The 26,792-nt window shown below is 52.4% G+C and carries 21 protein-coding genes, 3 tRNA genes and 4 pseudogenes; 13 read left to right on the forward strand and 15 right to left on the reverse strand.

The genetic code is table 11. The features are described 5' to 3' along the window. Positions 1-165: 165 nt before the first annotated feature. Positions 166-241, reverse strand: a tRNA-Glu gene (locus tag HMPREF2954_RS03245). Between the two features lie 155 nt (positions 242-396). On the opposite strand from HMPREF2954_RS03245, the gene HMPREF2954_RS03250 reads away from it, so the two are divergent. From HMPREF2954_RS03250 to dcd, 3 genes are all read left to right on the forward strand, one after another. Beyond that, complete coding sequence (locus tag HMPREF2954_RS03250) at positions 397-1,296, forward strand: recombination-associated protein RdgC (RefSeq protein WP_045072300.1); 900 nt, start codon at positions 397-399, stop codon at positions 1,294-1,296. Between the two features lie 63 nt (positions 1,297-1,359). Beyond that, positions 1,360-1,776, forward strand: coding sequence for an MORN repeat-containing protein (locus HMPREF2954_RS03255; RefSeq protein ID WP_003757911.1), 417 nt, complete (start codon positions 1,360-1,362; stop codon positions 1,774-1,776). 71 nt (positions 1,777-1,847) lie between these two features. Next, positions 1,848-2,414 carry a dCTP deaminase gene (dcd, locus tag HMPREF2954_RS03260; protein WP_003741335.1) on the forward strand — a complete coding sequence of 189 codons (567 nt, stop codon included), beginning with the start codon at positions 1,848-1,850 and terminating at the stop codon, positions 2,412-2,414. A 154-nt stretch (positions 2,415-2,568) separates the two neighbouring features. Here the strand turns inward: dcd and HMPREF2954_RS03265 are convergent, their stop codons facing one another. The 7 genes from HMPREF2954_RS03265 to mreB all read right to left on the reverse strand — a co-directional run bounded on the left by HMPREF2954_RS03265 (position 2,569) and on the right by mreB (position 9,389). Next, positions 2,569-2,940, reverse strand: coding sequence for a hypothetical protein (locus tag HMPREF2954_RS03265; RefSeq protein WP_045072303.1), 372 nt, complete (start codon positions 2,938-2,940; stop codon positions 2,569-2,571). A 176-nt stretch (positions 2,941-3,116) separates the two neighbouring features. Then, on the reverse strand, positions 3,117-3,773 hold the full coding sequence (locus tag HMPREF2954_RS03270; protein WP_003741339.1) for a MarC family protein: 657 nt from the start codon (positions 3,771-3,773) through the stop codon (positions 3,117-3,119). A gap of 11 nt (positions 3,774-3,784) precedes the next feature. Continuing rightward, positions 3,785-4,948, reverse strand: coding sequence for a rod shape-determining protein RodA (gene rodA / locus HMPREF2954_RS03275; protein WP_045072304.1), 1,164 nt, complete (start codon positions 4,946-4,948; stop codon positions 3,785-3,787). After that, the gene (mrdA, locus tag HMPREF2954_RS03280) at positions 4,941-6,980 is read right to left on the reverse strand and encodes a penicillin-binding protein 2 (protein WP_045072305.1); all 2,040 of its coding nucleotides are present in this window, start codon (positions 6,978-6,980) and stop codon (positions 4,941-4,943) included. The genes rodA and mrdA overlap by 8 nt, the downstream gene beginning before the upstream one ends. A gap of 9 nt (positions 6,981-6,989) precedes the next feature. Then, complete coding sequence (gene mreD / locus HMPREF2954_RS03285; protein ID WP_045072306.1) at positions 6,990-7,493, reverse strand: rod shape-determining protein MreD; 504 nt, start codon at positions 7,491-7,493, stop codon at positions 6,990-6,992. A gap of 7 nt (positions 7,494-7,500) precedes the next feature. Then, the gene (mreC, locus tag HMPREF2954_RS03290) at positions 7,501-8,340 is read right to left on the reverse strand and encodes a rod shape-determining protein MreC (protein ID WP_045072307.1); all 840 of its coding nucleotides are present in this window, start codon (positions 8,338-8,340) and stop codon (positions 7,501-7,503) included. Between the two features lie 11 nt (positions 8,341-8,351). After that, positions 8,352-9,389 carry a rod shape-determining protein gene (gene mreB, locus HMPREF2954_RS03295; protein WP_045072309.1) on the reverse strand — a complete coding sequence of 346 codons (1,038 nt, stop codon included), beginning with the start codon at positions 9,387-9,389 and terminating at the stop codon, positions 8,352-8,354. A 227-nt stretch (positions 9,390-9,616) separates the two neighbouring features. Between mreB and gatC the strand changes: the two genes are divergently transcribed. From gatC to recB, 7 genes and pseudogenes are all read left to right on the forward strand, one after another. Beyond that, a complete protein-coding gene (gene gatC, locus HMPREF2954_RS03300; protein ID WP_009312923.1) occupies positions 9,617-9,907 on the forward strand; it encodes an Asp-tRNA(Asn)/Glu-tRNA(Gln) amidotransferase subunit GatC in 291 nt (96 codons plus the stop codon). Between the two features lie 170 nt (positions 9,908-10,077). Further along, complete coding sequence (gene gatA / locus HMPREF2954_RS03305; protein WP_070688998.1) at positions 10,078-11,535, forward strand: Asp-tRNA(Asn)/Glu-tRNA(Gln) amidotransferase subunit GatA; 1,458 nt, start codon at positions 10,078-10,080, stop codon at positions 11,533-11,535. Then, positions 11,535-12,407 (forward strand): VirK/YbjX family protein, encoded by an 873-nt coding sequence (locus HMPREF2954_RS03310; RefSeq protein WP_045072313.1) that lies wholly within the window; start codon positions 11,535-11,537, stop codon positions 12,405-12,407. Before gatA ends, HMPREF2954_RS03310 begins: the two co-directional genes overlap by 1 nt. Positions 12,408-12,507: 100 nt before the next feature. Next, positions 12,508-13,938 carry an Asp-tRNA(Asn)/Glu-tRNA(Gln) amidotransferase subunit GatB gene (gatB, locus tag HMPREF2954_RS03315; protein WP_070688999.1) on the forward strand — a complete coding sequence of 477 codons (1,431 nt, stop codon included), beginning with the start codon at positions 12,508-12,510 and terminating at the stop codon, positions 13,936-13,938. Positions 13,939-14,044: 106 nt separating this feature from the next. After that, positions 14,045-15,052, forward strand: coding sequence for a 2Fe-2S iron-sulfur cluster-binding protein (locus HMPREF2954_RS03320; RefSeq protein ID WP_045072315.1), 1,008 nt, complete (start codon positions 14,045-14,047; stop codon positions 15,050-15,052). Between the two features lie 71 nt (positions 15,053-15,123). Continuing rightward, positions 15,124-15,225, forward strand: a pseudogene (locus HMPREF2954_RS12660) (IS5/IS1182 family transposase); the annotation flags it as partial. Between the two features lie 392 nt (positions 15,226-15,617). After that, complete coding sequence (gene recB / locus HMPREF2954_RS03330) at positions 15,618-19,253, forward strand: exodeoxyribonuclease V subunit beta (protein WP_045072587.1); 3,636 nt, start codon at positions 15,618-15,620, stop codon at positions 19,251-19,253. Between the two features lie 66 nt (positions 19,254-19,319). Here the strand turns inward: recB and panC are convergent, their stop codons facing one another. The 7 genes and pseudogenes from panC to HMPREF2954_RS03370 form a co-directional block, all read right to left on the reverse strand. Continuing rightward, positions 19,320-20,156 (reverse strand): pantoate--beta-alanine ligase, encoded by an 837-nt coding sequence (gene panC, locus HMPREF2954_RS03335; RefSeq protein ID WP_003755361.1) that lies wholly within the window; start codon positions 20,154-20,156, stop codon positions 19,320-19,322. Positions 20,157-20,326: 170 nt separating this feature from the next. After that, complete coding sequence (gene panB, locus HMPREF2954_RS03340) at positions 20,327-21,115, reverse strand: 3-methyl-2-oxobutanoate hydroxymethyltransferase (protein WP_016686423.1); 789 nt, start codon at positions 21,113-21,115, stop codon at positions 20,327-20,329. Positions 21,116-21,247: 132 nt separating this feature from the next. Beyond that, a tRNA-Thr gene (locus HMPREF2954_RS03345) sits at positions 21,248-21,323 on the reverse strand. A 36-nt stretch (positions 21,324-21,359) separates the two neighbouring features. Continuing rightward, positions 21,360-21,435: transfer RNA gene (locus HMPREF2954_RS03350), tRNA-Thr, on the reverse strand. 1,099 nt (positions 21,436-22,534) lie between these two features. After that, entirely contained in the window at positions 22,535-23,365 is an 831-nt protein-coding gene (locus HMPREF2954_RS03360; RefSeq protein WP_141755627.1) for a hypothetical protein, read from the reverse strand. Between the two features lie 59 nt (positions 23,366-23,424). Beyond that, positions 23,425-24,183 (reverse strand): annotated as a pseudogene (locus tag HMPREF2954_RS03365) (baseplate J/gp47 family protein); the annotation flags it as partial. 25 nt (positions 24,184-24,208) lie between these two features. Then, a pseudogene (locus HMPREF2954_RS03370) lies at positions 24,209-24,560 on the reverse strand (phage GP46 family protein). A 187-nt stretch (positions 24,561-24,747) separates the two neighbouring features. Between HMPREF2954_RS03370 and miaA the strand changes: the two are divergent. The 3 genes and pseudogenes from miaA to HMPREF2954_RS11425 all read left to right on the forward strand — a co-directional run. Further along, positions 24,748-25,689, forward strand: coding sequence for a tRNA (adenosine(37)-N6)-dimethylallyltransferase MiaA (gene miaA, locus HMPREF2954_RS03375; RefSeq protein ID WP_045072583.1), 942 nt, complete (start codon positions 24,748-24,750; stop codon positions 25,687-25,689). A 15-nt stretch (positions 25,690-25,704) separates the two neighbouring features. Then, on the forward strand, positions 25,705-26,427 hold the full coding sequence (tadA, locus tag HMPREF2954_RS03380; RefSeq protein WP_045072588.1) for a tRNA adenosine(34) deaminase TadA: 723 nt from the start codon (positions 25,705-25,707) through the stop codon (positions 26,425-26,427). A 135-nt stretch (positions 26,428-26,562) separates the two neighbouring features. Then, positions 26,563-26,734 (forward strand): annotated as a pseudogene (locus HMPREF2954_RS11425) (helix-turn-helix domain-containing protein); the annotation flags it as partial. Between the last annotated feature and the right edge of the window lie 58 nt (positions 26,735-26,792).

The following is a 26,792-nucleotide window of genomic DNA, read 5'->3' on the forward strand; positions in this document are numbered from 1 at the left end:
AGATTTGGGGGCCAGTTCAAAGTTTTCAGACGACCTTTATTGAGCTCAGCTATATCTTTTAATATGAGACCTTTTCAAAAAGCCCTCAGCTTGTTCAAAGGAAACAAAAAATCTGTTTTAAAAAATAAACCCTTACTATTTTCCAGTAAGGGTTTATTGAAAATCTGGCACGCCCACGGGGATTCGAACCCCGGTTGCCGCCGTGAAAGGGCAGTGTCCTAGGCCTCTAGACGATGGGCGCGTAACCGAGTTGCGAACTATACATAAGCGTTAAAACGCTGTCAACGGGTTTGGGGTTTTTTATGGTCAAATCAGTTTCAGACGACCCTTCTGCGCCTTATCTTTGTATCCGCTTTGCCTGTATAATGCCGCTTTTAATGAAAAGGAAAACAAACCATGTGGTTCAAGCAGATCAGTTTTTATCCGCTCAACAAAGAAAAGCTGTCCGAAGCGGACGTACTTGCCGACAAACTTGCAGAGGCTGAATTTACCCGCTGCCAAGGTTTGGACTGGTCCAGCGAAGGCTTTGCCGCACCGGTTTCGTTCTCTCCCGAACTCGTTTTCCCTGCCGATTTTACTTTGCGCGTCGCCCTGAAAAAAGAAGAAAAAGTCCTGCCTGCCGGCGTCATCCGCGATATTTTGGAAGAGAAGGTGGCGGAAATCCAAAACAATGAAGCCCGCAATGTCGGCCGCAAGGAAAAACAAGAGCTTAAAGAACAGATTACAGACGACCTGCTGCCCCGCGCGTTTACCCGCAGCAGCCGTACTGAAGCGGTGTTCAACACCCGCCACGGCTATCTGCTTGTCAATAACGCGGCTTCCGCCAAAGCGGAAAACATCCTGACCAAGCTGCGCGAAGCCTTGGGCGGTTTGGAAGCCTCGCTGCCGAATACCAAGCAATCTCCCTCTTCCCTGATGACCAGTTGGCTGTTGCAAGGGCATTGCGAAGGCGGTTTTGAATTGGACAGCGATTGCGAACTCAAAGGCGTAGGCGATGTTGTTTCCGTCGTCAAAGTGTCCAAACAAGATTTGACTGCCGATGAAGTGGTCCAACACGTCAAAAACGGCAAAACCGTAACCCAGCTCGGCTTGGTGTGGCGCGAGCAAATCGCCTTCATCCTCACGCAAGACTTCACGCTCAAGCGCATCCAATACCTCGACGTATTGCAGGAAGAAGCCGAAAGCAACGGCGACGATGCCGCCAGCCTTGCCTTCGCCTCGCAAATCCTGATGGCGGAATCCGTCAGCACCATGTTGGAAGAGCTGGTTTCCTATTTGGGCGGCTGGCAAGACTAATTTTTCAGACGACCCTTGCACGATAAAAGGTCGTCTGAAACCTACATCCGATGGACAACCTTTATGTTTAAACACTTCGCATTCCTGCCGCTCGCCATTATGCTTGCCCTCCCCGCCTCTGCCGCCGTCCTGACTTCCTATCAGGAACCGGGCTGCACCTACGACGGCGATGTCGGCAAAGACGGCAAACCCGCCGGCAAAGGCACATGGCGCTGCCAAGACGGACGCAGCTACACCGGCGCGTTTAAAAACGGCAAATTCGACGGACAAGGCGTTTACACCGTCTCCGCCAACCGCGAAACCTTCATCGAGCCGTTCAATTCCAACAGCACCAAGTTCCGCAACATGGTACTGTCGGGCACGTTCAAAAAAGGTCTGGCACACGGCAAATTCACCGCCTCGCAAAACGGCGAAACCGTCTTCATCATGAAATGCGAAAACGGCATGATTAAAGAAGTGAAACTGCCCAAAACCAAATAACCCCGTCCCGCATTTTCAGGCGACCTCCCCGCAGACGTCGTCTGAAAACCGCAAGAAACAAGGAAAACATTATGAGCATCAAGTCCGACAAATGGATACGCCGCATGAGCGAAGAGTTCGGCATGATCGACCCCTTCGAGCCGAACCAAATCAAAGAAGCCAACGGACAGCGCATCATCTCCTACGGCACGTCCAGCTACGGCTACGACATCCGCTGCGCCAACGAATTTAAAATTTTCACCAACATCAACAGCACCATCGTCGATCCCAAAAACTTTGACCCGAAAAACTTCGTCACCGTCGAAGACGACTGCTGCATCATCCCGCCCAATTCCTTCGCACTGGCGCGTACGGTCGAATACTTCCGTATCCCGCGCAACGTCCTGACCGTCTGCTTGGGCAAATCCACCTACGCCCGCTGCGGCATCATCGTCAACGTTACCCCGTTCGAGCCGGAATGGGAAGGCTACGTTACCCTCGAGTTTTCCAACACCACCCCCCTGCCCGCCAAAATCTACGCCGGCGAAGGCGTGGCGCAAGTCCTCTTCTTCGAGAGCGACGAAATCTGCGAAACTTCCTACAAAGACCGCAACGGCAAATACATGGGACAAACCGGTGTGACCCTGCCGAAAACCTGATGGTTGGATAAGCCGGCAAAATATAGAGCGTTTCATTTTGCCGAACAGACAATGCAGGAATGATACAAAAAAGTCGTCTGAAATCTTGGACTTCAAAGTTTCAGACGACCTTCTTTATTATCTATATGGCAAAGTAGAAACAGAATGCTCTGTTTTATCTCAATCCGTTATGTTCGGAATGAAGCTGCATCCTTCTGTCCGCCTCAGCTGACAAAACACCTTTAACCGTACGGAAGTGGGAGGCGGCTTTTTCCATATCCGTGCCATTCGGCAGCTTGATTGCGATGCCATTGAAGTTTCTATATTCATAAACAATCTTTGCCCCATATTCGCGGACTGCGTTCATAAGCCTTTCCGAACCGGTTTCGGGATCGTAAAAAATAATCAGGGTATTCGTAGCTTCTGTCGTTTCTAAAAGTGAAGATGATGAATGCGGCTGCCTCTCGGGATGCAGTATGCTGGTTGACGTACAGGCAGCAAGCGTAAAGGCAGGCAAAACGACATAAATCAAATCGCGTTTTTTCATAATATTTCAGATTTTCGATGAGGCATTATTTCGACAATATATCCAAAGTCAGGACAACTGAAGAATATTACAGGACACGTCGTCTGAAAACACAAAACCTATTTTCAGACGACCTTTCCCTTTAGGAAGAATGGGGGGATAGGCAGTAAAGTTTGCCTTCTGCACAATCCGACGAACTAGCCTGCCAATTGCGGGAAAATGGATTTCAATCCGGCAACGATGATTTCTACGGAGACGGCGGCAAGCATCATGCCCATGATGCGGTTGAGGATGGTCAGCCCTGTCGTGCCCAGTTTTTTGCTGATTCGTCCGGCGACAACGAGGATGGCGTAGCAAATCAGGCTGACAAGGAAGCCTGCGGCGAGAATCAAAGCAATATCGCTGTAATTTTTGGCGGCTGAGGCGTAGATGATGACGGTGGAGATACCGCCGGGACCGATGGTGATGGGGATGGCGACGGGAACGACGGCGATGGCTTTGGCGTTTTTCTGGATATGTTGTACGACGCCTTCTTCTTTGTCTCCGCCGATATTTTGTTTGGCGGGGTTGTCGTTGCCGTTCATCATGGAAATAGCGATGAGCAAGACCAAAATACCGCCGCCGACTTGGAAAGAGCCGACGCTGATGCCTAAGATTTTCAACAACATCCCGCCCGTTAAGGTGAAGACGGTAATGACGATGAAGACGGCGAGCGCGGCGGTGCGGGCGATGCGGCGCTTTTCTTTGGTGCTGTGATCCTGCGTCAAATCGAGGTAAATCGAAAGCGCGCTGAACGGGTTGATCAGTACAAGGAAGGCAACCAAAAGTTTGCCGATTTCTACACCTAATTCCATTTTTCATTCCCTTATTTGTTTTTTGTAGAGACGTTTACGTCCGCTTTATCGTTGAATTCGTAGTGGCGTTTGGTTTTATGTTCGCTGGAAATACCCATTAGTAGCGCAAGTACGGTCATGATGGAAAGCGTTGCAGTACCGCCGTAGCTGACCAACGGCAGAGGGACGCCGACAACGGGCAAAATGCCGCTCACCATGCCCATGTTCACAAAGGCGTAGCAGAAAAAAGTCATGGTTAATGCGCCGGCGAGCGTGCGGCTGTAAAGCGATTGGGCTTTGGCGGCAATCAGCAGTCCGCGCGTCAGAATAACGAAATAAACCAGCAGCAGCAAGATGTTGCCGATCAAACCGAATTCTTCGCCATACACGGCAAAAATGAAGTCGGTCGTGGACTCGGGAATGTAATCCAAATGCGTTTGCGTGCCGTTGAGCCAGCCTTTTCCCCAAACGCCGCCCGAACCGATGGCAATCATGGCCTGGATGATGTGGTAGCCTGCGCCCAAAGGGTCCTGCGTCGGGTCAAACAGCGTCAGAACGCGGGTTTTCTGATAGTCGTGCATCCCGTAGTTCCACAAAAGCGGCAATGCGGCAACAAAGGCAATGATGGCGGCAAAGATGACTTTCCACGGCAGGCCTGCGAAAAAGACGATGAAAATACCCGATGCCATAATCAAAACTGCCGTACCCAAGTCGGGCTGTTTCAAAATCAGCGCAACGGGGATGAGGATTAAAAGCATGGCGATGATGTAGTGAAACCATTTCAGACGACCTTCGTGCCGCTGGAAGTACCAAGCGACGGTCATGGGCAGGACGATTTTCATGATTTCGGACGGCTGGATGCGCGTGAACCCCAGTTCCAACCAGCGTGTAGAGCCATTGACGGTCACGCCTGCGACTTCGACGGCGACAAGCAGCAACACGCCAATCAGGTACATCGGCAGCGCAACCTTTGCGGCATCACGCGGCTTGAACGAGGCGACAAACCACAGCAGGGCGAAGCCGAAAACCGTATGCAGGGTTTTGTGTTCAAGCTGACCGAAATCCTGCCCGTCCGCCGAATAGAGCAAAAACAGGCTCATGATGTAGATGGCGAGCATGGGGAAAAACAGCCACGGGTCTATCGGAGCAGATACGGTGCGCTTGATTTTTGCCCACATTCCGACCATTTCATTCATGATTTGCTTCCTCCTGTTTCAAACCGTAGGCTTTTTGGAATATGGTCGGCGGTTGGGGTTGTGTGCGGTGTTGTTGCGGTTCGGGCATTCCGCCTGCGTCGGGGTCGTCTGAAAACTGCTGCGGCTTGACGTTGAGCATATAAAAATCGGTCAGGCTGCGGGCAAGCGGTGCGGCGTAGGCACCCCAGCCGCCGTTTTCCAGAATCACGGCAATGGCGATTTCAGGTTTTTCCAAGGGAGCGAACGAAATAAACCACGCATGGTCGCGGTGTTGCTCGCGCAAGGCTGCGGCGTTGTAACGACCGCCCTGCTTAATTTGCACAACCTGCGCCGTGCCCGTTTTGCCGCCCATGCTGTAAGCCAATCCGCCGCCGATGCGGTGTGCCGTACCGCCCGGTTTCAAGACTTTCTCCATCGCCTGTTTGACGTATTCGAAGTTATCTTGTTTGAACGGGATTTTGTATTCAGGATTGGGATTGATACGCGTGATTTTGCGTTTGTCGAAATCCAACAATTCTTTTACCAAATGCGGCTGATAAACCACGCCGTTATTGGCGAGCGAAGCGGTGGCGTGTGCCATTTGCAGCGGGGTGTAAGCGTTGTAACCCTGCCCGATGCTGACTGAGACCATCTCGCCTGCGCGCCATTCTTTGGCGGTAGGATCGGACGATTTGGCAAAGCGTTTCGCCTTCCATTCGCGGCTGGGCAAAACACCCGTATATTCGCTGGGCAGGTCGATGCCGGTTTTTTTGCCGAAACCGAATTGCGCTAAATACGGCGACGCTTTGTCTATGCCCATTTCGTAGCCCAAGCGGTAGAAAAAGGTATCGGACGACACCTGTATCGCCTTGCTCAAATTCGCTGAACCGTGACCGCTGCGTACGGAATCTCGGAAAATGTGGCGGCTGCCGGGGATGCTCCATGCGCCGGGCGCGGGAACGACCGTCGTTTGGGTAATTTTGCCGCTTTCCAGCAAAGCCATGCCCATAAACGGCTTAAACGTCGAGCCCGGCGGATACAGACCTTGCGTTACGCGGTTGACCAACGGCTTTTTCCAGTCACCATTCAAGGCTTTCCAAGTTTCGCTGTCGATGCCGTCGATAAAGAGGTTGGGATCGAAAGAAGGCTTGGAAACGAAAGCCAACACTGTACCGTCTTGCGGATTAATGGCGACAATCGCCCCGCGCCTATCTCCCAATATTTTGTCCGCCTCTTGTTGCATGCGGATGTCCATGCCCAAGCGCAAAGTTTGCCCCATGCGCGACGGCACGTTTTTCAAGACGCGCACAATATTGCCGTAAGCGTCTTTTTCCACTTCTTGATAGCCGGGCGCACCATGAAGCTGTGGTTCGTAAAATTTTTCCAGACCCGATTTGCCGATGTGCGTGCTGCCGCGATAGAGCGCAGTCAAGCCCTCTTCTTCCAAAATTTCCTGATCTTTGTCGCTGATGCGCCCGATATAGCCTAAAAAGTGTGAAGTCAGCTTGCCATAAGGATACTCGCGGAAAGTGCGCGAATTGACTTCTACGCCTTTAAATTCATTAAGATGCACGGACAATTTTGCCGCTTCTTCATCTGTCAGGCGCAGCTTGAGCGGGATATTTTCAAATTTTCGGTAGCTTTCGCGGTATTTGTGGAAACGCTTCAAATCGGTAGGCGTAATATCGACATACTTCCGCAGGGCTTCGATGACATCCTCCATCTTACCCTCAATACGGCTGGGGATGACTTCCAGCGAAAACACGGGATAGTTTTTTGCCAACGGTACGCCGTTGACATCTACGATTTCGCCGCGAACGGGCGGGGTTGGAATTAATGTGATGCGGTTGCTGGATGCCTGTCCGGAAAAATCGTCATGCCGAAACACCTGCAAATAGACAAACCGAGCCACCAATGCGGCAAACAAAACCACAATCAGGATAAACGCCACCAGCAGACGCAATAAAGAATCGGCTTGCGCCGCCTTTGCAATCTGTGTTTTACCGCTACCGCCATTTTTCAGACGACGTTTCAAAATATTCAGTATAGACATGGTTTCACGTTATCTGTTGGCGCGATAGAAATTGGTCAACATCAGCATCAACTGGCTCAAGAAAGGCCAAAGCAGCGCACCGATCAAAGGCGCAATGAAACTTTGCCAAGTAATGATTTGGTTGTTGAGGAACAGACGTGCCGCCACCAATACCGCCTGATGGCAAAACAATGCCGCCAATACCGCCCCGATCTGCATGATGTGGCTGTAGAGCATAATTTGACGGCGCGTGTTCAATACGAAATACACCATGACCGTATAAGACAATGCGTGCAGCCCCAAAGTCGCTGCCGTTGCGGCATCTACTATCAAGCCGAGTAAAAACGCAATGCCCATGCCGACACGTTGAGGATGGTGCATAGACCAATAAAGCAGCATCAGCGCGGTCAGTTCCGGCAACCAGAAAAAACCATCAAAGGGAAAAGGCATGAAATCGACAAGCATGGTTACGGCAAAACTTGCCGCAATCACGCCGACGGGCATGGCACGGTAGGAATCGTCAAAATCGTTCATGAATGATTTATTGGGAAGAATGGGAAGAAGACAGAACCAAAACAAAGCGGCTGCGGCGCAAAGCGGCAAACGGGGTCAGTTCTGTGTCGTAATAAGGCGTACCGGAAGCACGGACGACTTTATCCACGCGCGCTACGGGAATGCCTGCCGGATAAATGCCGTCCAAACCCGAGGTAATCAAAACATCCTGCGGCTTCAAATCCGATCCCGTCGGGAAATAGCGCAAATCCAAACCCACACCGTTGCCGTAGGCGAGATTGCGTTCGCCTGTACGCTCAACTGCAACAGGAACGATACTTTGCGCAGCCGACATCAATTCGACTTCCGCGCTGTTTGCGTGAACTAAGGTAATTCGTCCGATTAAGCCGTCTTGATCGATAACGGCATCGCCTGCCATTACCCCTTCGCCACTGCCTTTATTGATGATCAGACGCTCCGACAGCGGATCTTTGCCAGTGGACAACACTTCCGCTCCTATGACATTACGTATGCCGTTTTGCTGCAAACCATATAGCTTTTTCAGCTCCTGCAATTCGCTCAGATTGACTTTATCGCGTTGAAGTTGGATTTTCAGACGACCATTTTCTTCTAAAAGCAAACGGTTTTGTTCCAATAGCTCGGTTTGCGATTGAGATTGGTTGGAAATATATTGATACAGACGTACCGGCTGGTTTGCCAACCATTGCACCGGATAAAGAATCTCCGCCGCCGCAGTACGGACGGGCTGCATCAGGTCGAAACGACCGTCCGCCACCATAATGCCGGCACCCAATAAAAGATACGCAATAAAACGAGGCAACAGCTTTTGGCCCTTTGCCTCGTCAAACCGTAAAGAAGAATGTTCCATTTCAGCCTGCCTTACGGGTTATCTACAAAAACGGCATTCCATTTGCCAATATAATCCAAGGCTTTGCCTGCGCCATAAGCCACACAGTTCAAAGGCTGGTCAGCAATGCCGACAGGCAGTCCCGTCGCATCTGCCAAAACCGTATCCATACCGTGCAACAGTGCGCCGCCTCCCGTCAGCATAATACCCCTGTCGGCAATATCACCCGCTAATTCCGGTGATACTTGCTCCAATGCAAGGCGTACGGCACGGATAATCTGATTAATCGTTTCGCTCAGAGCTTCGCGCACTTCCTCAGAAGTAACAGCCAACGATTTTGGGGTTCCTTCCGCCAAGTCTCGACCTTTAATCCGCATTGCGGTTTCCGTTGCAAAGCCATAGGCAGAGCCGATCGTTTTTTTCAACTCTTCAGCCGTTGCTTCACCAATCAGTACACCGCGATGACGACGCAAATAATGCACGATGCTTTTATCAAATTCATCACCGGCAGCGCGGACGGATGCGGAGTAAGCCATACCACTCAAAGACAAAATACCGATTTCCGTTGTGCCGCCGCCAATATCCACTACCATTGAGCCGACAGTATCCTCAACCGGCAGACCCGCACCCAAAGCAGCCGCCATCGGCTCCTCAATCAAATGAACAGATGACGCCCCTGCCGCAAATGCAGAATCCAAAATCGCTTTGCGTTCAACCTGAGTCGCACCACCCGGCACGCAGATCACTACGCGCGGAGGTACGACTGAATTACCTTCCGTGGCCTTTTTAATCAGCATGCTTAGCATACGCTCGGCAATCGTAAAATCAGCAATCACCCCGTCCTGCATAGGACGGACGATTTCAATATTGCGCGGCGCGCGCCCCTGCATTTTCTTGGCTTCCGTACCCACTGCGACAATCTTGCTTTTACCGCCCGTACCCGATTGAACCGCCACCACAGACGGCTCGTCCAAAACAATGCCTTTACCACGCACATAAATCAACGTGTTCGCCGTACCCAAGTCAATGGCGATATCGTTTGAGAAAAAACGGGATAAAAAACGAAACATAAAATACCTGAATATCGGCCCAGCACCGATTTTATTTAATTGTTATTCAAAATATTAAAAACATGGAAACAACGCCTTTTCAGACGACCTCCCCACTCCCCGTATGAAACGCATGGCGAAATCACACGCCGTTTGAGTAGTTTTCGGTTATAATTCCTCGTTTCATCGAAGAAGAATGCAATGATACCCCAAATAAGGGGGTGTCTGCTATCAGACAAGGATTTTTTATGGCTCTAAGCTTAACCGATGTGGAAAAAATTGCCAAACTCTCACGCCTTTCGCTGACCGAAGAAGAAAAAGGCAAAACCCTCTCAGAATTGAACGACATTTTCGCCATGGTCGAAAAGATGCAGAGCGTGAACACCGATGGTGTCGAGCCGATGGCACACCCCCACGAAGCCGCCCTGCGCCTGCGCGAAGATACAGTTACCGAAACCGACCATGCCGCCGAATATCAAGCCGTCGCACCCGAAGTGCGCAACCGCCTGTATATCGTGCCTCAGGTAATTGAAGAATAATTTTTTCAGACGATCTCATTATCTTGAAATATGAAATCTAAACTTGGGTCGTCTGAAACTCGTTTTTTTCCTTCGAAATTTCAATCACTGTTCAGCCTACGTTTTCGGCAACACTTTTCCGAATATTTGCCTGAAAACAGAAACCGTCTCAAATTAGGAATCATGGCGCAATGACCCAATACACCCTCAAACAAGCCAGCCAACTGCTGCAATCCAAACAAATCTCCGCCGTCGAACTGGCAACCGAATACCTCGCCGCCATTACTGCACAGAACCCGGCCATCAACGGCTACATCACCCTCGACCAAGACAAGACCCTCGCCGAAGCCCGTGCCGCCGACGCGCGCATTGCGCAAGGTAATGCCACCGCGCTTACCGGCGTACCCATCGCCTACAAAGATATTTTCTGTCAAACAGGTTGGCGCAGTGCGTGCAGCTCCAAAATGCTGGACAACTTTGTCTCCCCCTACACTGCCACCGTCGTTCAAAATCTGCTTGACGAAGGCATGGTAACGCTCGGCCGTACCAATATGGACGAGTTTGCCATGGGCTCGACCAATGAGACCTCGTTCTACGGCGCGACCAAAAATCCGTGGAATCTTGAGCACGTCCCAGGCGGTTCATCCGGCGGTTCCGCAGCGGTCGTTGCCGCACGCCTTGCTCCTGTCGCACTCGGTTCAGATACCGGCGGCTCTATCCGCCAGCCTGCTTCACACTGTGGCATCACCGGTATCAAACCCACCTACGGCACGGTTTCCCGCTTCGGCATGGTTGCCTACGCATCCAGTTTCGACCAAGCCGGTCCGATGGCACAAACTGCCGAAGACTGCGCGATTTTGCTCAATGCGATGGCGAGCTTCGATGAGCGCGATTCCACCAGCTTGGAACGTAACAAAGAAGACTACACCCACGATTTGGACAAACCGCTCAAAGGCATGAAAATCGGCCTGCCTAAAGAATATTTCGGCGAAGGCGCAGATGCCGATGTTCAAGCTACTTTACAAAGCGTCATTGACCTTTTAAAAGCGCAAGGTGCGGAAACCATTAAAGTTTCCCTGCCGCAAACCGCCCTATCCATTCCCGCTTACTATGTCCTCGCTTCCGCCGAAGCCAGCACCAACCTTTCCCGCTACGACGGCGTGCGCTACGGCCACCGCGCCGCCCAATTCGGCGACCTTGAAGAAATGTACAGCAACACCCGCGCCGAAGGTTTCGGCAGCGAAGTCAAACGCCGCATCATGATTGGTACTTATGTGTTGTCGCACGGCTACTACGATGCCTATTACCTGAAAGCCCAAAAACTGCGCCGCCTCGTTGCCAACGATTTTCAGACAGCCTTCGCGCAATGCGATTTCATCCTCGCCCCGACTGCGCCCACCGCCGCCCCCAAACTCGGCAGCGACATCCACGATCCCGTGCAGATGTACCTTTCCGACATCTACACCATCGCCGTGAATCTGGCAGGATTGCCCGCCCTGACCCTACCCGCAGGTTTCAGTAGCAGCGGACTGCCCATCGGCGTGCAGTTCATCGGCAACCACTTCTCCGAAGCCAAAATCCTTGGCGCAGCGCATCAAGTACAGTTGGTAAGTGATTGGCACACCCAAACCCCTGATGGGAAAGCATAATGCCGGAGCAGTTTGTTTTTCCAGATTTCAAAACCGTATATAAGGATGCGCCGAAATTTCAAATCCAGCATTTGAAATTCTCCTTACGCAGGTTGTTTACACGGCGACAAGTCAAAGATTTTGAAAACTTTGTCAACGCCTCCGCGCCACGCCGTACCTTTTTTCAAAGGCGGCCGCAAGATGCCTATCCGTTGATACATGCCTTTGTCGACCAACGCTTCAACAGACGGCGCAGGCTACAAGTCATGAAAGAAGACCTGCTGACAGCCGAAAAACTGTTCGGGCAGGAAACGCTCGCCAATATGACGACGCGCAAATTCCATGTCGTTCTGGCGCATCTTTCAGACGGCCTGACTTTATGGCTGAACCGGAACGATAATTGCGTGGATGAAGGAATGTGGTCGCTATCCTTGCGCGACAGCGAAGGAAAACGTCTCTACATGGCAACCTTCGCCCTAGTTGACGGCAAACTGCTGGCCGCCTCTATCCAAGGCCCCGCAGGGGAAGAAGCCAAAGACCTTGTACGCAGCCTGACCAAACAACTCCACGGTCTGCGCCCGCAGCAACTGATGGTAACCGCCCTGCAATATTTTTCGGCATCGCTCAATTTGGACGGCATTATCGGCATTGCCCAAGAGCATCAGGTCAAACTGCGCTGGCGGCTGAAGAAACGGGTCAAAATGAATTACGACCTGTTTTGGCAGGAGAACGGCGCAACGCTCGGCGACGACGGCTACTGGCATCTGCCGCAAATCCCGCCGCGAAAAGACTTAGCGGAAATCGAAAGCAAAAAGCGTTCGATGTACCGCAAACGTTACCAAATGCTGGATAACATGGCGGCCGAGATGCAGGCTTGTTTTCAGAAGACTTGACTCTACGTTTTCAGACGACCTTTGCCATTTGAAAAACAAACAGGTCGCCTGAAAACGGCTGACCACTTTACATTATCGACATCAAAAGAAAGAACCCCTTATGACCTGGGAAACAGTAATCGGCTTGGAAATCCACGTCCAGTTAAACACCCAATCTAAAATCTTCAGCGGCGCATCAACCGCATTCGGTGCAGAACCCAATGCGCACGCCAGCGTGGTGGAATGCGCGCTGCCGGGCGTGCTGCCGGTAATGAACCGCGAAGTCGTTGAAAAAGCCATCAAATTGGGCTTGGCTTTGGATGCGGAAATCAATCAGAAAAACGTGTTCGACCGCAAAAACTACTTCTACCCCGACTTACCAAAAGGCTATCAAATCAGCCAGTTGGATTTACCGATTCTCGAACACGGCAAACTGGAAATCGTGGTTGGCGACGATGTGAAAACCATCAACGTAACCCGCGCGCACATGGAAGAAGATGCGGGTAAATCCGTGCATGAAGGCTTGAACGGCGCAACCGGTATCGACCTGAACCGTGCCGGCACGCCGCTGTTGGAAGTGGTATCCGAACCCGAAATGCGCTCCGCCGCCGAAGCCGTTGCCTACGCCAAAGCCTTACACAGCTTGGTGACCTGGCTGGACATCTGCGACGGCAACATGGCGGAAGGTTCGTTCCGCGTCGATGCCAACGTATCCGTGCGTCCGAAGGGCCAAGCGGAATTCGGCACGCGCCGCGAGATTAAAAACCTCAATTCTTTCCGCTTCTTGGAGCAGGCGATTAATTACGAAGTAGAAGCGCAAATCGAGATTTTGGAAGACGGCGGAAAAGTACAGCAGGCAACTATGCTGTTCGACCCGGAAAAAGGCGAAACCCGCGTGATGCGTTTGAAAGAAGACGCGCATGACTACCGCTACTTCCCCGACCCCGATTTGCTGCCCGTCATCATTTCAGACGACCGGTTGCAAAAAGCCAAAGCAGAAATGCCCGAGCTGACAAAAGAAATGGCGGCGCGTTTCGTGGCGGATTATGGCGTGAGCGACTACGACGCGCGCCTGCTCACCGCCAGCCGCGTGCAGGCTGCCTATTTTGAAGAAGCCGCAAAAGCCAGCGGACAAGGCAAGCTGACTGCCAACTGGATGAACGGCGAACTCGCCGCCACGCTGAACAAAGAAGGCGTGGAACTCGCCGACAGCCCGATTACCGCCCCGCGCCTCGCCGCGCTGGTAGGCAAAATCGCCGACGGTACTTTAAGCAGCAAATTGGCGAAAAAAGCCTTCGAAGCCATGTGGGCGGAACCCGAAGCCTCTATCGCTGAAATCATTGAAAAACACGGCTTGCAGCAGATGACCGATACCGGCGCGATTGAAGCGATGGTAGATGAAGTGCTGGCAAACAACGCCAAAGCCGTGGAACAGTTCAAATCCGGTAACGAAAAAGCCCTGAATGCGATTGTGGGACAAGTGATGAAGGCTAGTAAAGGCAAAGCGAATCCCGCGCAGGTGCAGGAATTGATTAAAGCCAAACTGGCTTAATCCGTTATCACACAGGTCGTCTGAAAGCAAAGTTCCAACGAAGGTAAAACGGGAAACAAGCTTTCAGACGACCTTTTAACTTAATCTATTCAAACCACGCCAAGCTATGACCCACACCATTACCCTACCCGACCAAACCACCTTTACCGCCAACGACGGCGAAACAGTTTTAGCCGCTGCCGCCCGTCAAAACCTCAATCTGCCCCATTCCTGCAAAAGCGGTGCCTGCGGGCAATGCAAAGCCGAACTGGTCAGCGGCTATATTCAAATGGGCGAACACTCGGAACAGGCCTTATCCGAAGCAGAAAAAGCCCAAGGCAAGATTTTGATGTGCTGCACCACTGCGCAAAGCGACATCAGCATCAACATCCCCGGTTACAACGCAAACGCGCTACCCGTCCGCACCCTGCCCGCCCGTATTGAAAGCATGGTTTTCAAACACGATGTCGCCCTCCTGAAACTTGCCCTGCCCAAAGCCCCGCCGTTTGCTTTCTACGCCGGGCAATACATTGATTTACTGCTGCCGGGCAACGTCAGCCGCAGCTACTCCATCGCCAATTCGCCCGACCAAGAAGGCATTTTGGAACTGCACATCCGCAGGCGCGAAAACGGCGTCTGCTCGGAAATGATTTTCGGCAGCGAACCCAAAGTCAAAGAAAAAGGCATCGTCCGCATCAAAGGCCCGCTCGGTTCGTTTACCTTGCAGGAAGACAGCAGCAAACCCATCATCCTTTTGGCAACCGGTACAGGCTATGCCCCCATCCGCAGCATCCTGCTCGACCTTATCCGCCAAGACAGCAGCCGCGCCGTCCATTTCTACTGGGGTGCACGGCACCAAGATGATTTGTACGCACTCGAAGAAGCGCAAGAGCTGACAGGTCGTCTGAAAAACGCCCGCTTCACCCCCGTCCTTTCAAAGGCCGATGAGGGTTGGCAAGGCGAAAAAGGATACGTCCAAACCGCCGCCGCAAAAGATTATCCCGACTTAAGCGGTTACGAAGTTTATGCCTGCGGTTCCGTCGCCATGACCGAAAGTGCGAAATCCGTGTTGACCGCGCAATGCAGCCTGCCTGAGACAACCTTCTATTCGGATGCGTTTTCTCCGGCGCAATAGTCCCAGTTCACCATTTTTTCATCACTTGAGACCTTTATAAAATTTCCACCAAGACATTTAGGGGATTTCTCATGAGCACTTTCTTCCAGCAAACCGCACAAGCCATGATTGCCAAACACATCGACCGCTTCCCACTATTGAAATCTGAAGGCGATGTGTTTGAACCTGTTGAAAGCGACTAACAGGCTAAGTGTGCCTGTTGCCGCCTAAAAGGCGGTCCGGATGCCTTATTATGAGGTATCCGGGGAGGATTAAGGGGGTATTTGGGTAGAATCAGTGGATATTTGAAACGAAAACAGCCGAAAACCTGTGTTTGGAGTTTCGGTTGTCGGGGGAAAAGGAATTTTGCAAAGGTCTCAACCTGTGGTGTAAACAACGCGACGATTTCCTACAACTGATTTCTACACTAAAACCTTTCTGATCTTGAATAAGAAGTAGGAAAAATCAGAAAAGTTTTCATTTTGAAATAAGTATAAAATTTTAATAACTTATATTATTGTATAGGTTTCAGCGAGCTGATTCTTATCCCCTATCCCGTTATTCCTTAACTCATCTTCCTTTTATCATGTCAATCACCATTCCAGCCTTCGATCCCCTAAACATCCCCATAGCAGGTACCAATCTGATTGAAGCCTCTGCCGGCACGGGCAAAACCTACGGCATTGCGGCTTTGTTCACACGTTTGGTCGTGCTTGAACAGATGCCGGTCGAAAGCATTTTGACCGTTACTTTTACCAAGGCGGCGACAGCGGAATTGAAAACCCGTTTACGCGCACGTTTGGACGAAGTATTGCAGGCTTTGGAGAGCGTGGAGGATACGGACAATCTTTCAGACGATCTTGAAGCATACTGCCGAGACAATCATCCGGGCGATGTGTTTCTGACCGGTTTGCTCAAACAGGCATTGGCTCAAGAAAGTCGAGCGCGGCTGATTGTCCGCCTCAAGGCTGCCATCGGGCAATTCGACAACGCCGCGATTTATACCATTCACGGCTTCTGCCAACGCATTTTGCGCGATTATGCGTTTTTGTGCCGCGCGCCTATGGATGTCGAGCTGACCGAAGACAGCCGTGACCGCCTGCTGATTCCCGCTCAAGATTTTTGGCGCGACCGCATCGTCAATCATCCCGTTTTGGCGAAGCTGGTATTCCAACGCCGCCAAACGCCGCAAACCATGTTGGCGGCAATACAAAAGTTCGTCAGCCGTCCGTATTTGGTTTTCAGACGACCCGAAGCAGACTTAATCGCCGCGCAGGAAAACTTTCGGAAAACATGGGAAAAAGTGCGTTCCAAACTGGACGCTTTGGAAGAAACATTCTGGCGCATCCGTCCGATATTAAATGGGCAATCCTATCAAGAAAAAACATTCAAAACCGTCTTTCTCGAACTCCAATCCGCCTCCCAATCCGATACCCTTCCTTCTTTTAGCAAAACGACGGCAGACAAGCTGCCTATGTTTGCCGTAGAAGCTTTAGCGTCCAAAGTCAAAAAAGGCAATACTCCCGATGCTGCTGCCTTTGCCGATTTGCAGATATTGGCGAATCTCGGCGCAGATTCGGCTGCCATTGCGCAAGCCGAAGAAGAGACGCTTACCTTACTCCACCTCGACCTGCTCGACCATCTTAACTCCAGTCTGAACGAGCAGAAAAAATCCAAACGCGAACGCGGTTTCGACGATTTGCTGCTGGATGTTTATGACGCCCTGACCGACAACCCGCAGGCCGATTCACTGGCTCAGGCGGTGGCGCAAAACTGGCGAATCGCCTTGATTGACGAATTTCAAGACACCGACCCGCTGCAATACGAAATCTTCCGAAAAATCTTCATCAAACAAAACAAACCTTTATTCTTAGTCGGCGACCCGAAACAAGCGATTTACAGCTTTCGCGGTGCCGACATTTACGCCTATCTGCAAGCCGCAGCAGACGCGCAACACAGCTACACGCTGGCAACCAATTACCGCAGCCATGCCAAGCTGATTAACGGCATAGGCGCATTGTTCCGCTGCAAAAACCGCCCTTTCGTCTTGGACGGCATAGACTATACCGAAGTCGGCGCCGCACGTTCCGAAAGCCGGCTTTCGCCGCCTCAAACTGCCATACAGATACGCTGGCTCAACGGCAAAGACGACGAAGTACTCAACAAAGACATCTTGCGCCGCCGTGCCTCCGAATATTGCGCCGACGAAATCGCCCACACGCTCAACGAAGCTGCCGAGGGTCGTCTGAAATTCAAAGACAGGCCGGTCGTTTCGGGCGACATTGCCGTCTTGGTCAGGACGTTTAACGAAGGCGTGATGGTGGCAAAAGCGCTGAAAACGCGCGGCATACAAAGCGTTTTGCTCTCAAGAGAATCGGTTTTCACCACGCCCGAAGCCCTCGCCCTTGCCGCGCTGTTGGATTATTGGCTCAATCCCGGACAAATCGGCTCGCTGCGCTTCGTCTTATCCGGCACATTGTTCGGCTACGACGCGCAAGCCTTGTATCAACTCAATCGCAACGAGGCCGAATTATTAAACTGGATAAACACTGCCGCCGAATCCGTCGCCATTTGGCGGAAAAGCGGGATTTATGCCGCGCTGCAACACTTCTCCTCGCTGCACGGCATCGAAACCGGATTGCTTGCACGCGGCGACGAGCGCGGCCTCACCAATTTCCATCAGCTTTTAGAGTGCCTCTCCGAAGAAGAAGGACAAAGCCTCAGCCCCGCCGCCCTGCATCAATGGCTCAACGACAAAATCAGCCTGGCGCAAGACCGCTCAGTCGGCGAATCAGGACTGTTACGGCTTGAAAGCGATGAAGCACTGGTCAAAATCGTTACCATGCATGCCTCCAAAGGTTTGCAATATCCTTTGGTCTATTGCCCTTTCGTTTGGGACGCGAAAGACATGAAGCCCGCCGATTGGCAAATCCTCCACACCGCCGACCACACTACGGAACTGCTTGCCAAATCGCAACTCGACGAAGAAGACTGTATCCACCTTGCCGACGAAGAAATGGCAGAACGCCTGCGCCTGCTGTACGTCGCGCTGACCCGTGCCGAAGAGCAGCTCGTCCTTTATGCCGCCCATTGCGGCGATACCGCCGATTCCCCTTTTGCCTACCTGCTTGAAGGCAGCGCCGACAGCAATCGGGCGGATACCCGCCGGGCCTATGACCAAGAACGCAAAGCAAACAAAGCCCTAGGCGAGCTGCAAATGCTGAAAAACAACTGGCTGCGTTTCCTCAACAATCCCCCCGAACATACCGACTTCAGCTTTTCCGAAGACGCGCCGCAACCTGCTGCCGCGCAAAACCGCCATCTTTCAGACGACCTCTATCAAGCCGCCGTTATCCCCGCCCGCGGATTTCAGTTCATCCGGCATACCAGCTTTACCGGCCTCAGCCGCCAAGTCAAAACCCGAGACGACGAGCGCGAAGAATTACAACCCGCACTCGACCCCGCAGAAACCGCCGCCGAAACAGAAAGGTCGTCTGAAAACACCCTCCCCGTTTCAGACGACCTCCCGAATACCGACATCCACCATTTCCCGCGCGGCGCCAACGCCGGCGTCTGCCTGCATGAAATGTTGGAAAAATTCGACTTTGCCCAAAGCGCCGAAAACCAAAGCAGCCTGATAGCCGAAACCTTGACCCGCTACGGCTTCGACCTACTCTGGACAGATGCCGTCAAACAAATGCTCGACACCTGCCGCAAAACGCGCCTTGTTGCACAAAGCCTGTCTGAAATCCCACCCGAACGCCGCCTTCCTGAAATGGGGTTCACCCTCTACACCGAAGACTTCAAACTCCATGACCTGCGCCGCTGGTTTGCCCGCGAAAACAGTTCACTGCCGCCGGAATGCATCGAAGCCGCAGAAAGATTAGATTTCCAAGACGTACAAGGTTTTCTCAACGGCTTCATCGACATGGTCTGCCAAGATTCAGACGACCTCGTATGCATCATCGACTACAAATCCAACCATCTGGGCGACAACGCCGAAGCCTATACGCAACAAGCCATGAACGAAGCCGTAGCAGACCACCACTACTACCTGCAAGCGCTCATCTACGCCATCGCCGTAGCCCGCTATTTCAAACTGCGCGGCAAGCCGTTACCCAAACTCGCCATCCGATACCTCTTCCTGCGCGGATTGGACGGCACGGACAACGGCATCTGGCAATGGGACTTGGATACCGAATCCTTAGCACAATGGCTGTAAATGGAATGAAAAAGGTCGTCTGAAAACAAAAATTCGTTTTCAGACGACCTTTTTCCATTCCAACAATCAAGCCAAACTGACTTCCAAGTTGTCAATCAGACGCGTCGTTCCCAAGCGGGCGGCGGCGAGGACGACGAGGGCTTTGTCGCCGGTGCGTGCGACGGCGAGGCTCTCGGCATGGCGGATTTCGACGTAATCAACCACCCAGCCGGCTTCGGTCAGGCGGCGGACGGTTTCTGTTTCCAGTCCGACATAATCGAGATTGCCGTTTTTGAGTTCGGCGGCGACGCGCTGCAATTCGCGGTACAGACGCGGGGCTTCGGCACGCTCGGCTTCACTGAGGTATTGGTTGCGGCTGGAAAGTGCAAGTCCGTCGGGAGCGCGACCGGTATCGACGGGAACGATGTCGATATTGAAATTCAGGTCTTCGACAAAGCCTTTGATAATCGCCAACTGCTGGTAGTCTTTTTTGCCGAAGCAGGCGGTATCGGGTTGGACGATGTTGAACAGTTTGCTGACGACAGTAGCGACACCGCGGAAATGACCGGGGCGGAATTTGCCGCACAATTCGTTTTGGAGGTTGGGCGGCTCGACGTTGAAACGTTGTTCGACATTGGGATACAGCTCTTTTTCGTCAGGGGCGAACACGACGGCTACGCCTTCGTTGGCGAGTTTGTCGGCGTCTTGCTGCAAGGTGCGCGGGTATTTGTCGAAATCCTCGCCCTGTCCGAATTGCAGGCGGTTGACGAATATGCTGACGACGACGTTGTCGGCGCGTTTTTTGGCTTCGCGAACGAGGGCGAGATGGCCTTCGTGCAGATTGCCCATAGTCGGCACAAAGGCAACGCTGCCTGCGTTTTTGCGCCATTCGCGTAATTCTTTAATGGTATGAATGATTTGCATGGTGGAAAATGTCCTTTATCTTTTTCGGGATTGCGGCGCGCAGCCGCTGTATTTTGTCAGCCCGAAAATCACGCGCCGATTATACGCTGGGAACACGGACAAACAAAGGTCGTCTGAAATTCGGTTTTCACGATGAAAACCTTTTCAGACGACCTTTTCAGTTGAGGGTATCAAGCAAACGAATGTTCCGCAGCGGGAAAGGTTTTGGCTTTGACTTCATGGACATAAGCTTCAACGGCGGCTTGGACGCTGTCTTTGCCCTGCATGAAGTTTTTGACGAATTTTGCGGTTTTGCCCGGAAAAATGCCGAGCATATCGTGCATGACCAAAACTTGTCCGTCGCAATCCACACCTGCACCGATACCAATGGTCGGGCAAGAGACGGTTTCGGTTACTTTTTTCGCCAATTCCGCCGGTACGCATTCCATCAATACGATGGCGGCACCCGCTTGGTCGTGTGCTTTCGCATCTGCCAACAAGGCTTCCGCCTTATCGCCCCGCCCCTGCACTTTATATCCGCCAAATGCAAACACGGACTGCGGGGTCAAGCCGATATGGGCGCAGACGGGAATGCCGCGCATTTGCAGGAATTCGGTGGTTTCCGCCATCCAAACGCCGCCTTCAAGTTTGACCATATGCGCGCCCGCCGCCATCAGTTCGGCAGCGGCGGCAAACGCCTGTTCTTTACTCTGCTGATACGCACCAAAAGGCAAGTCGCTGACAATCATCGCGTTTTCCGTACCGCGTGCGACGTTTTCGGTGTGGTAACACATATCGCGCAGGCTGACGGGCAGCGTGGATTTGCGTCCCTGCACGGTCATGCCCAAGGAATCGCCCACCAGCAAAACATCGACTCCGGCATTATCCATCAACGCGGCAAAGCTGGATTCATAGGCGGTCAGCATGGCGATTTTTTCGCCTTCTGCCTTCATCTTTTGCAGTGTGTTCACAGTAATCATTAGAATGTGTTCCGCCTTTTTCAGACGACCTTTTAGATTAAAACGGGCTATTATAGTGAAATGCCCGCCGCCCTGCCACCCGAACGGCAAACGCAAAACAGCCCGACTGCTTTCACAATCGGGCTGTTTGATTGGTGCCGGCACCAAGAGTCGAACTCGGGACCCCCTGATTACAAGTCAGGTGCTCTACCAACTGAGCTATACCGGCTTACTGAAATACCTTGCGGCACCTTCAGCGATAAACTGGTGCCGGCACCAAGAGTCGAACTCGGGACCCCCTGATTACAAGTCAGGTGCTCTACCAACTGAGCTATACCGGCAAAGAAGCCGAATTATGCCGTTAACTGCCCCGCTTGGCAAGAGCCTGTCGCCCACAAAGTAAATTTTTATAAAAAATATCTGATTTAAAAAGAAATTTATTTCAGACGTAATGATTACCCCATATATAAACCAAGCCGCTCAGGTATATAACTGAAAGGTCGTCTGAAAAACACCCGCACAAAAAGCATTTCAGACGACACTTGTAAGCCGCCGCCACCTTTTGCACTTTGTTACATTAACTTTTGCACTCGGTGCGTTTTAAAAGTTGCGGCAGCTTTTGCACTATCGAATAGCAGAAAATAACAAAGCGACGGAAACGCCGCTTTGTTATTACCAGTTACAAATAATGTAACTCTTTGCCTTGACAATAATCTTGCCAGCGATAACAGCCTCGACAGCAGGCAAGAAATGTGCACCGCCGTCATGAGGCAGAGATAACGGCATAATCCCGTCTTTTTGAGCCTGTTTGTCAGCCTCATTTGGCGTGATACCAGTATCCGCCCAAATCTGCTCTGACAATATGTACGACTCAATGTCATATACGTTTTCGCCGTACGTTGTGCGTATCCACTTGTTTAGCTCATCTTTAAGCTGATGGCGTTAGGGATGTTCTTCTTTAGACCATTCCGCCTTGTTATCAGCCCAAATAGGCAAGACAATATATCGAGGTGTATCTTTTGGCTGTACAAGGGCGATACACTTTTGGATGTACCCTTTAACACGCTCTAACTCCGCCTGCCAATTGCCCCAGTTAGCGCCGTTAACATCGTTTTTACCAGTGGCAAGGATGCCAGTGCCATCGACGCCGCCACTATTTTTAGGCGTACGGGATATTTATCGCCTACAACGACACTATGGGACTGGTTGTAACGCAGGTAGATTTTGACATTTGCAGACTGCCCTACGATAGAGACTTCAATTCCGCCCAATAATGACAAAATTTTAATGCAAAATGAATGGATTCACATTTTCGCCGTAAACCAATTCTCCCTCTGCAAACACATTTTGGCCTTTTGCTGGAATGGTATCGACATTAAATTTAACATCAACAGGAGACCCATCCATCGATATAAGCGCATAGGATGCCAAGCTGCCGCTTTAGGCATTGTTGATAACTGGGATGTTATCGTCTTTTGCTACTTTTATTGCGTGTTCGCCAATGCGCGTATTTGTCGAGTCGCCAAAAAAGCTGATACTGCGTTTGAGGTTGGCAAATCGATTAGCGGCTGGCTGGCTTTGCACGGCTCCATCGCTATTTGCCGGTGGGTTAGCTGACTCTCCGTTTGCATCGAAGTGGCCGCCCGCGCTGAGATACCGTTCGCCCGACTTGAAGCGAATCAGGTCGAAAATTTTGTCCTTATTAAAGCCGGGGAACTGGGTAATATGTTCGGTAATCAGGCTGTTGTTAAGATAGCAATCATTATCGACTATCGGATAGGTCGTGCTGTTCAGACCGGCCTCCGCCGTACCTTTTTCGGCCAATCCGGTACCAATGTGAGGACGCTCCTTCGTCCACCCATCAATGGGGCGGAACAGCATCTTATCTAAATCAGCCCCGCGAACGTAACCATATTTGAGATATGCTCGGGTGCGGATATTACCGCCATGAATAATGCGGTTACCATCAGACCCGTCGCACAAGTGGAATACGTCTTGCCCCATCTCCTCGACGATAAACCACGCCTTACTGAAGTCGATAGTATTAAACATAAATCGTCGAAGCGACAAACACGATTGACCACCATGCAGGGTCATCGTGATGGGATGAGGCTGACCATTAAGCTTAACGCCACGGCTGACCGTACGGTTGTCCTCTCCATAAAAATCCGGCGCATAGCCTTTATTTTTGGTCGTCGGGAACACGCCACCGCGGGAGCTTATGTATACGTTTGACGGCAGCTTGTCCAAAAACACCTGGATCAACTGCACAATTTTTTCAGGGCTTCTTCCGGCCGCTCATTGGTTTCGTACCAGCGCGTGCGCACCTTGTTTTTCAAATCCGCAGGCAGCGCGTACTCAACGTAGTCCTGTACTTTTTTAACCGTCTCGTCTGAAGGGAGTCCGTTTTCGGATGTAATGACCACATCCACAGTCCCTAAGCCTCGGCGCAACGAATGCACATAGGCAGCAGTTACGCCGTCAACGCTCAATGTCCAATTGCGGTAGTCGTATTTGTTGCCTCCTGCAGGCGGACGGCGCAGAATTTCCAACAGCCGCGCCAAGAGCGAGGCGTCGGTTTCGCCGTCCGTACCGCCCTGAGCCGATACGGTGCAGTCAGATGACACGCCAACCGGAGCCGCCATCATCTCGGCAGCCTTTTCGCGGGTGTTCGCCGCCGCACCTGCTTCCAATGCTGTGATTCTGACCCTGCCTATGCCACTTGCGCCGATTTCGCCTGCGAAACGTACCTGATACATCCGATTGCCTGCTCTGATTTGCATTCCAGCAGCAATGCGGCTGCCCGCAATGCCTGTCAACACCGCTTCACCCGTGGTGGTAGTCGGATTTCGTCGGTAAATACCGCGCATAGCGGCGTGCCGCTCCAAATAATCGCTGTCCGCCGTATCCGGGAAAATCTGGCGCGCAATCCAGTGCTGGTGTGCGTACTGCCCCGACGCGCAGCTAGCCAAACGGCTGGTGTGGACGAAATGGTCGCTGTCCTCGCTGACGTCTGCCGACGGCCAAATACTCTTCGTATCGCGCAGTATCGCTTCGCGGATTTCCTCGAATGTCGGGGTTTTAAACACGGGTCAATTGCCTTTTAAATCGGTTTTAAATCAGGGGGACTTTATGGCTGGCTGTGTAATCAAACGTTCCTGCGGAGGTTTGGACACGGATACGCAGTATCAGACCGCCGCTTTCTGGTTGCTCAGCCCTGACGTCTATACTGTCAACCCTGCCGCTGTTGACGATTGGCTGTAAGGCTTCTGACGCATACTGCTCCGCCAACAGGCGGACGCGCTCCAAGTCTTTCTCACGCTGCAACAGGTGCAGCAGCGAGCCGACTGTCTTCCTCCCACCAACTCCCCAAAGGCGTCAGCAGGCGGATATAAACTGCGTTTTGCAGGTTGTCGGTCGTGCGGCCTGTGTAGTCGCCGCTGCTTGTGTCCAGTTGCTTGTCCATGTTGGCATTGTCCTGTTTTCAGACGGGCTATCGGAGCATAAGTGTTTCAACCCCTTAAACAAAAAGCCGTCCCTTTCGGGTGGCAATATATAAGGTCGTCTGAAAATATCGTTCCTCAATCCAACGCCGAACCGTTTTCAGACGACCTTTTGCTATAATCCGTCCGTTTCCCCAAGCACCTTTTGATATGGACACCCCAAAAGCCTTTGCCATACTCGGCCCGACTGCCGGCGGGAAAACCGCCCTTGCCTTGAAAATCGCCGAAGCCCTACCGGTTGAAATCATCAGCCTCGATTCCGCGCTGGTGTACCGCGATATGGACATCGGCACGGCAAAGCCGACGGCAGCCGAGCTTGAAGCCGTGCCGCACCACCTTATCGACATCATCCCGCCGACGGAGTCTTACAGCGCGGCGGAGTTTGTCGGCGACTGCGTGCGACTGGCGGAGGAAATCCGCGCGCGCGGCAGGCTGCCTTTGATTGTCGGCGGCACGATGATGTATTTCCACGCGCTGACCGAAGGCTTGAACGACCTGCCCGAAGCCGATGCCGCCGTGCGCGCCCGGTTGCAGGAAGAAAAAAACCGATACGGCTTGGCGCATCTGTATCAAAACCTACAAACCATAGACCCTGAAACCGCAGGTCGTCTGAAACCGAACGACAGCCAACGTATTGAACGCGCTTTGGAAGTGTACCGCCTGACCGGCAAGCCTTTGAGCGCGCATTTTGCCGAAAAAGCCGACTACACCCCGCCGCTCGACCTCTGCACCACCGCCCTGATTCCCGAAAACCGCGCCTTGCTGCACGAAAACATCGCCCGCCGTTTCACACAAATGCTGGAACAAGGCTTCATTGACGAAATGCGCGCCCTGCGCCAAAAATATCCCGAGCTGACCGCCGATATGCCCTCCATGCGCTGCGTCGGCTACCGGCAGGCATGGGATTACCTCGAAGGCTTGACCGATTACGACACCTTTGTCGAAAAAGGCATCGCCGCCACCCGCCAGCTTGCTAAACGCCAACTCACTTGGCTGCGCAAAATCCCATTGGCGCACAGCATCGACCCCTACACCGACGGCAACCACGTTCAGACGACCTTAGCATTCGTGCGCCGCCATTTCCAAATTTAAAACGCCATGCCGACCCTGTTGACCACACCGCCCGTCGCCCCGCAAACCTTAGCCGCCCTGCAATCCCTCGGCATCCGCAGCGTAGAGGAGCTGCGCGACACCGGTTCCGTCCAAGCCTTTCTGCTGCTCAAAGCCGCCGGACTGACCGTTACCCGCAGCACGCTTTGGCAACTCGAAGCCCTGCTGCTCGGCATCAAACCGCAAGACCTACCGCAAACGCAGAAAACCGCTTTGGAACAAGCCCTTAAAAACCATCCGCCCGTTGCAGTTTTCCCCACGTCGTCTGAAATGGAAACCTTCATACGCGCTGCCTTGGCGCAGGCGGAACAATCCGCCCATATCGGCGAAATCCCCGTCGGCGCGGTCGTCGTTTTCAACAACCGAATCATCGCCGCCGCCCACAACACCTGCGTCAGCGACCACGACATCAGCCGCCACGCCGAAATCCGCGCCCTTGCCGCCGCAGGTGCCGCCCTTCAGAACTACCGCCTCGAAGGCTGCGACCTCTACATCACGCTCGAACCCTGCGCCATGTGTGCCTCCGCCATCATCCAGGCCCGCGTCCGCCGCGTCATCTACGGCGCGGCTGAACCCAAAACCGGCGCGGCAGGCAGCGTAGTCAATCTGTTTGCAAACCCGCTGCTGAACAAACACACGGCAATCAAAGGCGGCATTTTGGAAGGCGAATGCAAAGCCGTTTTGCAGGCATTTTTTCAGACGAGGCGCAAACAGTATTAAGCGCAAAAAAGGTCGTCTGAAAACTTAAATCCAAGATTTCAGACGACGGCGGATTCACATTTGAAGTGCAACTTTCCATAACAGAAAAAGGCCGGTATGCGGCAGCATACGGCCTTTCCTGCAAGAAAGATTGCCATGAGCTACACACAACCCCCAAGACGAACGGTACCATATCCAATCCCTGTCCCGCCACTGCACCATCGCCGAAATCGCCAAACAACTTAACCGCCACAAAAGCACCATCAGCCGAGAAATCAAGCGGCACTGCACCCAAGGGCAGCAATACAGCGCCGATAAAGCCCAACGGTAAAGCCGGCTTACCAAACAGCGTACCACGGGATCACGCTCCATCACAGCACCGTTTA

This window comes from Neisseria sp. HMSC067H09, from assembly GCF_001814135.1.
Classification (GTDB): Bacteria; Pseudomonadota; Gammaproteobacteria; order Burkholderiales; family Neisseriaceae; genus Neisseria.

Coding starts and splice junctions, on each gene's coding strand:
- HMPREF2954_RS03250 (WP_045072300.1), top strand. CDS start 397: ATGTGGTTCAAGCAGATCAGTTTTTATCCGCTCAACAAAGAAAAGCTG.
- HMPREF2954_RS03255 (WP_003757911.1), top strand. CDS start 1,360: ATGTTTAAACACTTCGCATTCCTGCCGCTCGCCATTATGCTTGCCCTC.
- dcd (WP_003741335.1), top strand. CDS start 1,848: ATGAGCATCAAGTCCGACAAATGGATACGCCGCATGAGCGAAGAGTTC.
- HMPREF2954_RS03265 (WP_045072303.1), bottom strand. CDS start 2,940: ATGAAAAAACGCGATTTGATTTATGTCGTTTTGCCTGCCTTTACGCTT.
- HMPREF2954_RS03270 (WP_003741339.1), bottom strand. CDS start 3,773: ATGGAATTAGGTGTAGAAATCGGCAAACTTTTGGTTGCCTTCCTTGTA.
- rodA (WP_045072304.1), bottom strand. CDS start 4,948: ATGAATGAAATGGTCGGAATGTGGGCAAAAATCAAGCGCACCGTATCT.
- mrdA (WP_045072305.1), bottom strand. CDS start 6,980: ATGTCTATACTGAATATTTTGAAACGTCGTCTGAAAAATGGCGGTAGC.
- mreD (WP_045072306.1), bottom strand. CDS start 7,493: ATGAACGATTTTGACGATTCCTACCGTGCCATGCCCGTCGGCGTGATT.
- mreC (WP_045072307.1), bottom strand. CDS start 8,340: ATGGAACATTCTTCTTTACGGTTTGACGAGGCAAAGGGCCAAAAGCTG.
- mreB (WP_045072309.1), bottom strand. CDS start 9,389: ATGTTTCGTTTTTTATCCCGTTTTTTCTCAAACGATATCGCCATTGAC.
- gatC (WP_009312923.1), top strand. CDS start 9,617: ATGGCTCTAAGCTTAACCGATGTGGAAAAAATTGCCAAACTCTCACGC.
- gatA (WP_070688998.1), top strand. CDS start 10,078: ATGACCCAATACACCCTCAAACAAGCCAGCCAACTGCTGCAATCCAAA.
- HMPREF2954_RS03310 (WP_045072313.1), top strand. CDS start 11,535: ATGCCGGAGCAGTTTGTTTTTCCAGATTTCAAAACCGTATATAAGGAT.
- gatB (WP_070688999.1), top strand. CDS start 12,508: ATGACCTGGGAAACAGTAATCGGCTTGGAAATCCACGTCCAGTTAAAC.
- HMPREF2954_RS03320 (WP_045072315.1), top strand. CDS start 14,045: ATGACCCACACCATTACCCTACCCGACCAAACCACCTTTACCGCCAAC.
- recB (WP_045072587.1), top strand. CDS start 15,618: ATGTCAATCACCATTCCAGCCTTCGATCCCCTAAACATCCCCATAGCA.
- panC (WP_003755361.1), bottom strand. CDS start 20,156: ATGCAAATCATTCATACCATTAAAGAATTACGCGAATGGCGCAAAAAC.
- panB (WP_016686423.1), bottom strand. CDS start 21,115: ATGATTACTGTGAACACACTGCAAAAGATGAAGGCAGAAGGCGAAAAA.
- miaA (WP_045072583.1), top strand. CDS start 24,748: ATGGACACCCCAAAAGCCTTTGCCATACTCGGCCCGACTGCCGGCGGG.